Here is a 9,802-nt window from a genome sequence, read left to right on the forward strand (position 1 = left end):
ATCGCCTTGGTGTTGTGGCCGGCGCCGGCGCCGTCGCCCATGCCCGCGGCGATGGCGAAGACGTTCTTCAGCGGCCCGCACAGCTCGGCCCCGATGACGTCGGTGGTGGAGTAGATCCGGAAGCGGGACGTGCGGAACAGGTCGGCCAGCTGGGCGGCGGCGTTCATGTCCGGCATCGCGAGCGTCGCCGCGGCCGCGTAGCCGTCGAGAATCTCCCTGGCGATGTTCGGCCCGGCGAGCACACCCGCGGGATGCCCGGGCAGGACGTCAGCGACGATCTCGGTCATCCGCCGGTCGGTCTCCTGCTCGAGCCCCTTGACCAGGCTGACCACCGGCACCCACGGCCGGGCGTACGGCGCGGCCTGCTCCAGGATCGTACTGAACCCGTGCGAGGGCACCCCCATCACGATCGTGTCCGCGTCGACCACCGCCTCTTCCAGCGATGTCGTCGCGTGCAGGGCGTCGGGGAGGACCGCGTCGCCGGTGTAGCGGCTGTTGCGCTGGTTCTTCTCGATATCGTTCACTACGTCGGACGACCGGGCCCAGATCGTGGTCGTCGCGCTGCGGGAGAGGATCGCGGCCACCGTGGTGCCCCAGGACCCGGCCCCGATGACAGCGATCCGCGGCGCTCTACGACGTAGGTATCCCACATCAGCCTCCGATCCCGTCGGAAACGCTCCGTAGCGATGGCTGCGGCTCGGGCGCCACCACCGTGCGCGTCATGCCCAGCGTCGTGATCTCCTGCGATGCCCTCGGCTCGGGCGGTACCACCGCGGACGTCGCGCCCAGTACCGCGATCTCCTGCACGTCGTGCAGGACGCGGTCGAGCTGGACCGCGAGCGCGCGCCGCCGGGTCACCAGCTCGTGCGGGCTCGCGCCGGGCTCGAGCAGGCCGCGGTGGCGGGCCATCTTCAACGCCGTGCGGAACATCTCCGCGGACACCGACTCCTCGCTCGCCACCCGACGCTGCATCGCCCACTGCCGGCCGAGGTCCAGGCAGTCGGCGAGGAAACGCTCCTCGTCGAGCTCGGCGGCGTCGTCGTCGAGCACCAGCTGCTCGGCGACGATCCGGTAGGCGTCGATGAACGGCCGCAGGACCAGATGCGCCACCAGCGGCGCCGCGTCGCGCAGCCAGCGCTCGGCGTCGGCCGGGCTGATCTCGGCCGGGCGCGCCCCGCCTGCCATGATCGCGACTTCGCTCCACAGCTCCTCGGCGAACTCCGCGCGCGCGGCGAAGAAGAAGTCGAACTTGAGCAGCTCCCGCAGCTCCAGCGCGTCCTCCCAGGCCATCCGCAGCGTGCCGCCCTTGTGCCGGGCGAGCGAGAGCAGCGCCAGCTCGGCGATGGCCCGCACGAGCAGCACGTGCACGGCGCTGTTGCGGTACACCGCGGCCACCAGATGCTGGTCGGCGCCCATGCCCCACACCGTCTCCGGCCCGCCGGCGAAGCAGGTCAGCACGCCCGAGCTGACAAGGTCCTGCAGCGTGCGCCGCACCGTCGAGCGGTCGGTCAGGTCGGACGCGGCGGCGACCGGCCATCCGCGCCGGCTCAGGTACCGCGCGAGTGGGGCCACCGTCGCGCAGACCTCGTCGAGCGTCAGCGCCCGGTCGGCGCCCAGCATGGCGACGCAGACGGCCGCGGTCGCGGTCACCGGCGTGGTGCGGTTGATGCGGTGGCACACCTCCAGCGCGACCCGTTCGACGAGCTGTCCCTCCTCCACCCCGTCGACGCGGTAGGCCTGCAGCCGCTCACGCAGCGGGATCGGCGTGCCGAAGTCGATGTGGATGCCGCCGAGCCGTGCCTTCAGGCCGCGCGCGTACCCGATCAGCCAGCGCAGGTCCTCCGGCTGCTTGGCGGTGCCGCGCGCCTCCTGGGCCATCCGCGCCACCTCGTGCAACGGCAGCTGGTCGTAGATGATGGAGACCGGCACGACGAGCGGGTCCGCCAGTTCGGACGACGCCACCGCGTCGCTGACGTAGCGCAGGAGCCCGTGGCGCGGAGGGCGCAGCTTCCCGGTCCGCGTCCGTCCGCCCTCGATCGACCACATCAGGTTGACCCCCGCGGCCACCATGTGCCCGACGTAGGAGCGCAGGGCGAGCCGGTAGACGGGGATGTCCGCCGTGGCCCGCCGGACGTGGACCATGCCGATCCGGCGGGCGATCGTGCCGAGCGGGAAGAAGTTCAGGTTGGCGCCCGCCAGACCGTAGGGGGGGTCGAGGCGGGCCCGCACCAACAGCGGAGGCAGGGCGAACTCGTCCAGGTACGACCGGTGCGAGATGAGAAAGATCAGCGAGTGGCGCCGGTCCAGCCGGCGCAGCTCGGCGAGCGCGTTGTCGTCGGTGAGGATGTCGTACCCGCGCACCATCCAGCGCGCGAAGCGCTCCCACGTACCGGCGACCACCGGGTCGTGCACCGCGGACATCTCGCGCAGGTAGCCGGCCGCCTCCGCGCGCACGGCCTGCTCGTCCTTGCCGAGCCGCCTGGCCAGGCTGTCGAGCGCGCTGAGGAACCCCGGGCTGGTGAGCAGCGCGGCGACCACGGGCGGGTCGCCTGCCCGCAGCTCGCCGGGGGCCGCCCCACCGGGCCGGGGCACCAGGTCGCGGGCTGTCTCGATGGCGTGGATCATCGCAGGCTCCCGGTCATGTCCTCGGCGGGCTCCGCGCTGACGGTGCCGGGCCAGTGATCCAACGTCTCGACATAGAGGTCATGCACACGGACGGCCGCCGCGTCGATGTCGGCGCGGGTCCAGCCCTCGGTGGGGATCGGGGGCAGGACGGCCACCTCGATCCGGCCCTCCCGGGCCGTGCGGGCGTTGCGCCACATGATCTCTCCCGCGTTGCGGATGACGATCGGCACGATCGGCACCCCGGCGGCCGTGGCCAGGTGGAAGGCCCCTTTCTTGAACGTGCCCACCCGCGGGGTGAACGACCGGGTGCCCTCCGGGGCGATGACCACCGACGTGCCGGAGTGCAGCATCTCGACCGCCGGCCCCAGCGCCGAGATCGCCTTCGCCGAGTTCCCCCGGTCCACGAACGCGACCCCGGCCAGCCCGAACAGGGTGCCCACCACTGGCACCCGCCGCACCTCCGCCTTGGCCACCGCGGTGAACCCCCGCCGCAGCACGCGGGAGGTGACCACGAAGTCGACCAGCGTGCTCTGGTGGTTGATGAGGAACACCGCCGGGCGGTGCGACCACGCGTTGTGCTCGCCGACGACATCGACGCGGATGTTGCCCAGCACGGACGCGACGTCCCCGAACAGCGACGTCATCAGGTCGACGCCGTAGCGCCGGTCGCGGGCGAGCACCCCCGCCACGATCCCGGCCCCCGCCGTGGCGAACAGGCTGCCGAACATGGCCGCGGTCCGTACGGCGGGCAGCGGGTCGAGCTGGTTGTGCTTGCGGGTGAACTCCAGCGGGGGCCATTCCCGCCGCCGCGCCTCGGCGGCCAGCACCGGCTGCGGGTTCACCGGATGCGGGTAGCCGGCCGCGCCGAGGAAGGGCACGTCCTCGTCACCGTTGGCGTACGCGTGACTGATCGCGAGGTCGATGCCGTACTCGGCGGCGAAGGCGGTCACCGCGGCGAGCTTCCCGTCGCCCCACAGGGCACGGCCGGCGACACGTCCCGTGACGACGCCGCCCTCCTCCTCCAGTTCGGTGCACAGGACGTGCTCGACGCCCAGCTCATCGGCCATCGGCTGGACCTGTAGACGGGTCGCCGACGTGGCGATCACCACGGTGTGGCCCTGGCTGAGGTGGGTCCGGACCAGCCGCCAGGCGCTGTGGAACAGCGAACCGGCGATCTCGCTCGCGAACAGCTCACGGCCGAGGGCGAGCAGCTCCTCCTCGGTGCGTCCGGCCCAGCCGCGCATACCGGTCTCCAGGAGCGAGGTGAAGCCCGCCTCGTCCAACGGCCCGCGCACGGCGGCCAGCGCGATCCGTAGCAGCTCGTCCGGGCCGACATCGAAGCTGCGCAACCGTCGCGCGTAGAGTGCCCGCGCGGAATAGCCCTCGATGAGGGTGCCGTCGAAGTCGAAGAACGCACCCACGTGCGGGCCCTTCGGGCCGTGGCGGATCGCCTCCATCAACTCGTCGACCGGGGCGCTCATCGTCCGTAGCCGAGTGCCGGGCCGAGGCGGCCGCCGCCGGGGTGTGAACTCTTGCGGATGACATAATGAATCATCGAGGCCGTCCTGGATTGGGCGCGGTTCAGCGTCTGCGTGGCCCGGCCGCGGAGTGGATCGCGCACACGCACTTCGTTCCTGTCTTACAACGGTTCTTACAGCGGTCAGAACGAAATGGCAATGCTGTGTCCGATCCTGGTGACAGACGCCCTATGGACTTTGTTTGTCAAGTGATCCGTTGTCGATCTTGGGCGTGCCGTGGTCGGGCGGTGTGTTCGTCGCGAGGCGTATGAAGTCGTCACATTTTGGTCATATCGCGCCTTTTTGGATGATTTTCCCGGGAAGGGGGTTCGGGTGCCGAGATCGCGGCCGCCGCGCGCGGCCGGGTCCCGCCGGCGGACGACGGGGGCTCCGCGGGCCGGCCGCGCCCCCGCCGCGGTACACGTAGCGTTGCGGACGATCTACGGCGTGCCCTGGGCGGCCTGCTTGCGGTCGCAAGCGGCTGCAAGCAGGCCGCCCGGCCGATGCGCAGGCCGGGCCGGGGGGCCTGCCGGGCCATCGGGACAGCCCTCGGCCGCTGGGCCCGGCGCGCTCACCTGCTTCCTGGCCGCGTCGGCCGCGGCCGTGCCGCCCCGGTGCCGGACCTGGTCCTGGAGCGCGGACGTCTCCTGTGTCCCACCGCCGAGCGGCGGGGCCAACCGGCCGCCGACACGGCGGGTATGACTCCGCGACACCGCCGTCCACCACTCCGGCCAGGGCGGCCGGTATCTTTTTCGAGAATTCGCCGCACCGTGCGCGGCCCATGGCGTACGACGTTCCGCCGGAACGGCCGGGGCTGCTACGACAATGCGGTCGGCGGGCCGTTCTTCGCCATCCGGAATGGGAGATCCTCGACCACGCCCGTTTCGTCACCCATCCCGGGGCCGGCGCCGCCCTGTTCGACTTCGCCGGGCGCCGTAACCGGCGGCGCCGCCATTCGGCCAATGGATACCCCGGCCCGCACGGCTACGAAAACCGCTATCACGGTTACGTTAAGATCGTATAGCCGTCGAAGTTCCGGGGTGTGAACCAGGCCGGGGCGGTTTCGGGAACGGCTGTCTCGGCATCGCGGCCTCCGCCGGCACACACCAGTGGATCAGCGCTGTCCGCCGGAGCGGGCAGCCACGGTGGAGGTGGAGCGGCAGGCGGAGCGGCGGAGGTGGCCGGGTGGCGGGCGGAATTGGTGCCGGCGCGACAGTGCGGTCGGCGGTGTTCGGCCCGTTCGGCCCGTTCGGCCCGTTCGGCCCGTTCGGCCCGTTCGGCCCGTTCGGCTGGTTCGGCTGGTTCGGCTGGTTCAGCCTGTTCGGCGAGCACGACGGGAGCGGAGCCGCCGCGGCGGTGGCCGGCGGGACGCAGGCGCACCGTTAAAAAGGGAATACGGGCATAACGTACGGATATTTCAATACAGGCTGTATCGGGATCGGTTCCTGGTGTGACACACCATCGGGGCCTGTACACGGGGGCCGCTCCCGGTAGCTGTCCGTCAGCCCGGATAGTGGCAGGCGGCCCGGCGGCCGGCAGCCACCGGGCGCATCGCCGATTCCTTGTCGGTGCACCGGCCGTGGGTATACGGGCGGCGGGTCCGGAGCCGGCACCCGCTCGGGGCCGCGGTGGTGACGAGGGCTCGTCGGGCCCGCCGCCCTGCTTGCTGGGAGGCGGGCCGGGAGCTTGCCGCCGAGTGTCGGGACCGCCTCGAGCGGGGCCCGGTCGCGGGGATGGCGGGACGCGCACAGAGCTCGTCCGTGGGCGCGGCCTGGTCTCCTCCCCAGGTGCCGCGAGCTCGTAGCTCTTCCCAGGCTATGTATATGGCCCAGCCGGCTATATGGCCCAGCCGGTCGCTGACCTGCCTGGCGACGGCGGGGTCATGGGCGCCGCGCTGCTTGTCGGCTACGTCGTGTACGCGCTGCGGGCCCGGGGCGCGGTCCGCACCTCCTCGGGCCGGCGGTTGCCCTCGGGCCGGCAGCCCGGCCGGCCGGTAGCATGGGTGCCCGTGCCGGAGCTGCACCTCACGGGTGCGAGGGCCACGCTGCTCGCGACGTTGTACGGCAGGGCGCTCGACGCCGAGTCGCCCCGTTCCGTCCTGCACGACACGATGGCGCTGGAAACCGTCCGACGGATCGATTTCGACTTCACCAGGACGGGGCTGCGGCGCGGCGAGCACACCGCCGTCGCGCTGCGGGCCCGGCACCTCGACGGGTGGACCCGCGAGTTCCTCGCCGCGCATCCGGCGAGCACCGTGTTGCATCTGGGCTGCGGCCTGGACACCCGGGTCCACCGCGTCGATCCTGGCCCCGGCGTGCGGTGGTTCGACGTGGACTATCCCGACGTGATCGACCTGCGCCGGCAGATGTATCCGCCGCGTGGGGGGTACGAGACGGTCGGCTCGTCCGTCACCGACCCGTCCTGGCTGGCACGGGTGCCTGGTGATCTGCCGGTGCTGGTGGTCGCCGAGGGCCTGACGATGTATCTCAGGCAGGACGAGGGCGAGGCGCTTGTCCGACGGATCGTGGGCCATTTCCCCGGCGGCCAGTTCGTCTTCGACGGGTTCAGCAGGCGTGGCATCCGGATGCAGCGGTTCAACAGAGCGATCCGGGCCGCGGGGGCAACCGTCTCGTGGGGCATGGACAGCTGCGCGGAGCTCGAGGCGATCGATCCTCGGCTGCGGTGCGTGACAGCCAGCGGCGCTTTCGATATCGATGGTTACGATAAGCTTTCAGATGGATACCGTCTGCTGGCCGGGGTGGCGAGGCTGGTCCCCGCGCTGAGGAGGATGGCGGTCTTCTACCGACTGGAGTTCTGACGGGCGCCGCCGCCCCGGCGGTGCCATCCGGCCCGGCGGCCGTACCGCGTGGCCACCCGGTCGCTACGCTCACTGTGAGCAGATGCTACGGACAGGTGCCACGATCCTGTCTGGGCCTCGGGCGGACAGCCGCGAGGTGCTGGCCGGGAGCATGGATGCGGAGGCGGTCGAGGCGATGGTGACCGCCGGTACTGCCCCGCGTCCGGAACATTGCTTTCCGTGATCGACGTCGGATGTTGCTGATCAGTTTCGTACCGTCTGGAGCCTCACTGCCGAAGGGAGCCCGGGGCATGGAATTAGGTGATCTCGCTGAGCGTCCGGCGACGCCGGCGCGTCGGACCGCTGTGCCTGAGGACGGGAGGGACAGCCTTGAGCCGCCGTCCCGGTACGGCTACCGCGCCGGCGCCCGCCTCGGCGAGCGGTACCTCGGCCTGCTGGCCGGCGGCCGTGTGACGGACGTGACGGAGAGGTCGTCGTCGGGGCGGCATGGCGTCGGGCTCCACGGGGTGGCCCGGTGAGCGCGGCGGAGCCCCTGCTCGGCCTGCGGTGGGGGATCAAGGCGACCTTCCTCACCTACATCGCCCGGATGCCCGACGGCCAGGGCAGCGCCAGCGACGGCGCGCGGTCCGTCGAGAACGACGAGTTCGTCTTCGAGCCGGATCCGTCGGCCACGGCGCCCGAGGGCGTCGACGGTTTCTGGGCGTTCCGTGGCGACGTCCGTTTCCAGGGCCATTTCGGGCTGCTGTACGTGCGGATCGCCGACCCGCACGTGGTGCTGCGCGGCACGCAGGCCGAGCTGAACGTCGTCGACCCGTCCGAGCCCGGGACGAAGCCGAGGATTCCCCTGGTGCGGTTCGTCCCGCGGCCCGGCGCGGCACCGTCCGGCCTGCGGACCTGGGAGGCCGAGGACGTGCGGCTGCTGGCCGAGGGCGCCGGGCTGTTCAACAACGTGTACTCCATGGGCGAGCCGTTCGAGCCGCTGACCATCACCCTGCCGGCCTCACCCCAGGCGGGGTGAACTCGTGTAGCCAGTCCCGCCGGGGAGAACCCGGCAGCCAGCCCGGCGCGGGAGGGCGGTGTGGCGTGCGGGCGCGCAGCCGCCCGCCGCGTTCCTCGACCGCGCCGGTACGCCGCATCTCCGCGAGCAGGTCGGCCGCCAGCGTCTCGGCATCCGTGTCGAACACCTTGCTCGCATGGTCGACGAGCCACGGCTGCCGGGTCAGATAGATGTCGACGTCGTCCAGCGGGATGCCGTCACGGATCATCAGGGCGAACGCGAAGATGCGCTTGCAGGCGTGCCAGCCGGCGCGCTGCGGGTCCGCGCGCATGCGCTCGTACCGTGCGTGCGCCGCCGCGAAGGTGGCGGGCGGGTCGAGGATGGGGCCGCCGGCCGTGGCCAGCGTGTCCTCGATGCGCGAGGTGTCGCTGCCGAACCCGGAGTCGAAGATCACGCGGGATCCGTCACTGGTCGCGATCACGTTGGGGCTGGGGAAACCCACCGCCAGGAAGTGCAGCCAGCCAGGTATGCGCAGGGAATCTGACGGCACGGCGTTCCCCCTTCGGCAGCGACGTCGCCTTCGGCCCTCCCGTCCACTCCGGGCCCGTGACATCCAGGCTCGGGCACCCAGCGCAGACGTCCAGGCTCGGGCATATCTGCTTGGATGGCCGATAGTTGGACATCAAAACAATAATGGCTGATCATGCCACATGGAAGGTCCGCCGGCCGGCCGACAGGATCGGCGGCCAGGGGCCGTGTCAGGCGTGCAGCAGGGTGATGGTGCGGCCGGCGGGGCTGGTCGTGGTGGTGATGGTGGTGCGTTCGGTGAGGCGCCGGATCCGCTCGACCGGGAGGAGCCAGGGGTCGGCCAGCGCCGCGGATCCGGCCACCGCCTGGATCCGCTCGACCGGGAGGAACCTGGTCTGGAACAGCTTGTACGTGGTGCCCCGGCCGTGGGGCGTCGTCGCCCGGGATCGCCTATAGGCTCGGTGACCAGGCCGTGGCAGACAGAGGCCCCGTTTGGCCCGTGGCCCGGTGAGCCGGACTCGACGGGAGCGGGCGGGCTCGGCTGGTCCGTAGCCGGCACCGTTATATATGGCCGGCCGAGCTTGACCTCATGGCCGAGCTGGCCGGGTTCGAGCTGGAGTCCGGACACACCGACTGGCGCGGGGCCGAGTTCACCGCCGAATCCCGGTCCCACGTGTCCGTCTACCGCCTGCCGTCTCCTGGTGGGCCGCTGGATCCGGTCGCGGCGATCTGACCGCGGCGACGGCGCCTACCGCGTCCACCGCTCACCGTCATGAGCGCATGTCCCATGTGGGCATCCGGGTCTCGACCGTGAAATGCTCTCCCTCGGAGACCGGCCACCCTCTTCGAGAACCAGGAGTCAGTCAAGAATGAGCCACATCACCGCCGTCGAGAACTTCTTCAAGCGCTGGAGCGTCAGCTACGAGGAGCTTCTCGCCTCGTTCACCGACACCTTCACCGCCGACACGCCCTGGCTCGCCGCCCCCACCGTCCCCGAGACTCACGGCCCGGCGGAGGCCATCGCCTTACTCGAGCAGTTCCGGGCCGGGTACAACCTGGCGACCATACAGGTTCACATAAAGCGGATCGGGCAGACCGGCGACGTCGTCTGGACCGAGCGGGTCGACGACGTCAAGGACGCCGACGGCAACCTCGTCGTCTCGATCCCCGTCGCCGGTGTCCTGACACTCGACGACGACGGAAAGATCACCAGCTACCGCGACTACTGCGATCTACAGGAACTACAGGCGAAGGCCGCCGCCTGATATCGTCCGCATAACACTTGCATACCATCTGATACTGTCTGAATACCACGGT

General features: G+C 71.1%; 12 protein-coding genes. 7 read left to right on the top strand and 5 right to left on the bottom strand.

All coding sequences use genetic code 11. The features are described from left to right. The 3 genes from AC5LSR_RS15110 to AC5LSR_RS15120 form a co-directional block, all read right to left on the bottom strand. Nucleotides 1-650: 2-dehydropantoate 2-reductase N-terminal domain-containing protein (locus AC5LSR_RS15110; RefSeq protein ID WP_493468599.1), on the bottom strand; the 650-nt coding region annotated here is incomplete at its 3' end. A gap of 1 nt (nt 651) precedes the next feature. Next, complete coding sequence (locus AC5LSR_RS15115) at nt 652-2,625, bottom strand: lysophospholipid acyltransferase (RefSeq protein ID WP_250282354.1); 1,974 nt, start codon at nt 2,623-2,625, stop codon at nt 652-654. After that, the gene (locus tag AC5LSR_RS15120; protein ID WP_250282356.1) at nt 2,622-4,106 is read right to left on the bottom strand and encodes an HAD-IB family hydrolase; all 1,485 of its coding nucleotides are present in this window, start codon (nt 4,104-4,106) and stop codon (nt 2,622-2,624) included. The genes AC5LSR_RS15115 and AC5LSR_RS15120 overlap by 4 nt, the downstream gene beginning before the upstream one ends. An 817-nt stretch (nt 4,107-4,923) precedes the next feature. Here AC5LSR_RS15120 and AC5LSR_RS15125 point away from each other — a divergent pair. From AC5LSR_RS15125 to AC5LSR_RS15145, 5 genes are all read left to right on the top strand, one after another. Continuing rightward, complete coding sequence (locus tag AC5LSR_RS15125) at nt 4,924-5,166, top strand: hypothetical protein (protein WP_250282358.1); 243 nt, start codon at nt 4,924-4,926, stop codon at nt 5,164-5,166. 161 nt (nt 5,167-5,327) lie between these two features. Continuing rightward, on the top strand, nt 5,328-5,528 hold the full coding sequence (locus tag AC5LSR_RS15130) for a hypothetical protein (protein WP_250282360.1): 201 nt from the start codon (nt 5,328-5,330) through the stop codon (nt 5,526-5,528). Between the two features lie 454 nt (nt 5,529-5,982). After that, nucleotides 5,983-6,960, top strand: a complete 978-nt coding sequence (locus AC5LSR_RS15135; RefSeq protein ID WP_250282362.1) for a class I SAM-dependent methyltransferase — start codon at nt 5,983-5,985, stop codon at nt 6,958-6,960. A gap of 344 nt (nt 6,961-7,304) precedes the next feature. Continuing rightward, nucleotides 7,305-7,478: a hypothetical protein gene (locus AC5LSR_RS15140; RefSeq protein WP_250282364.1), complete on the top strand. Its 174-nt coding sequence runs from the start codon at nt 7,305-7,307 to the stop codon at nt 7,476-7,478. Beyond that, nucleotides 7,475-7,978 carry an HtaA domain-containing protein gene (locus tag AC5LSR_RS15145; RefSeq protein WP_250282366.1) on the top strand — a complete coding sequence of 168 codons (504 nt, stop codon included), beginning with the start codon at nt 7,475-7,477 and terminating at the stop codon, nt 7,976-7,978. The genes AC5LSR_RS15140 and AC5LSR_RS15145 overlap by 4 nt, the downstream gene beginning before the upstream one ends. Here the strand turns inward: AC5LSR_RS15145 and AC5LSR_RS15150 are convergent. Next, nucleotides 7,947-8,507, bottom strand: a complete 561-nt coding sequence (locus AC5LSR_RS15150; RefSeq protein ID WP_250282368.1) for a hypothetical protein — start codon at nt 8,505-8,507, stop codon at nt 7,947-7,949. The genes AC5LSR_RS15145 and AC5LSR_RS15150 overlap by 32 nt on opposite strands. 208 nt (nt 8,508-8,715) lie before the next feature. Then, complete coding sequence (locus tag AC5LSR_RS15155; protein WP_445548405.1) at nt 8,716-8,847, bottom strand: hypothetical protein; 132 nt, start codon at nt 8,845-8,847, stop codon at nt 8,716-8,718. 227 nt (nt 8,848-9,074) lie between these two features. On the opposite strand from AC5LSR_RS15155, the gene AC5LSR_RS15160 reads away from it, so the two are divergent. Next, nucleotides 9,075-9,218, top strand: coding sequence for a hypothetical protein (locus AC5LSR_RS15160; protein ID WP_250282370.1), 144 nt, complete (start codon nt 9,075-9,077; stop codon nt 9,216-9,218). 136 nt (nt 9,219-9,354) lie between these two features. Then, nucleotides 9,355-9,750, top strand: coding sequence for a limonene-1,2-epoxide hydrolase family protein (locus AC5LSR_RS15165; protein WP_250282372.1), 396 nt, complete (start codon nt 9,355-9,357; stop codon nt 9,748-9,750). The last annotated feature ends 52 nt before the right edge of the window (nt 9,751-9,802 follow it).

This window comes from Protofrankia sp. CiP1_Cm_nod4 (genome assembly GCF_982290645.1).

Bases quoted from the DNA above. Each gene is read 5' to 3' on its own strand.
- AC5LSR_RS15115 (WP_250282354.1), bottom strand. From the start codon at position 2,625: ATGATCCACGCCATCGAGACAGCCCGCGACCTGGTGCCCCGGCCCGGT.
- AC5LSR_RS15120 (WP_250282356.1), bottom strand. From the start codon at position 4,106: ATGAGCGCCCCGGTCGACGAGTTGATGGAGGCGATCCGCCACGGCCCG.
- AC5LSR_RS15125 (WP_250282358.1), top strand. From the start codon at position 4,924: ATGGCGTACGACGTTCCGCCGGAACGGCCGGGGCTGCTACGACAATGC.
- AC5LSR_RS15135 (WP_250282362.1), top strand. From the start codon at position 5,983: ATGGCCCAGCCGGTCGCTGACCTGCCTGGCGACGGCGGGGTCATGGGC.
- AC5LSR_RS15160 (WP_250282370.1), top strand. From the start codon at position 9,075: ATGGCCGAGCTGGCCGGGTTCGAGCTGGAGTCCGGACACACCGACTGG.
- AC5LSR_RS15165 (WP_250282372.1), top strand. From the start codon at position 9,355: ATGAGCCACATCACCGCCGTCGAGAACTTCTTCAAGCGCTGGAGCGTC.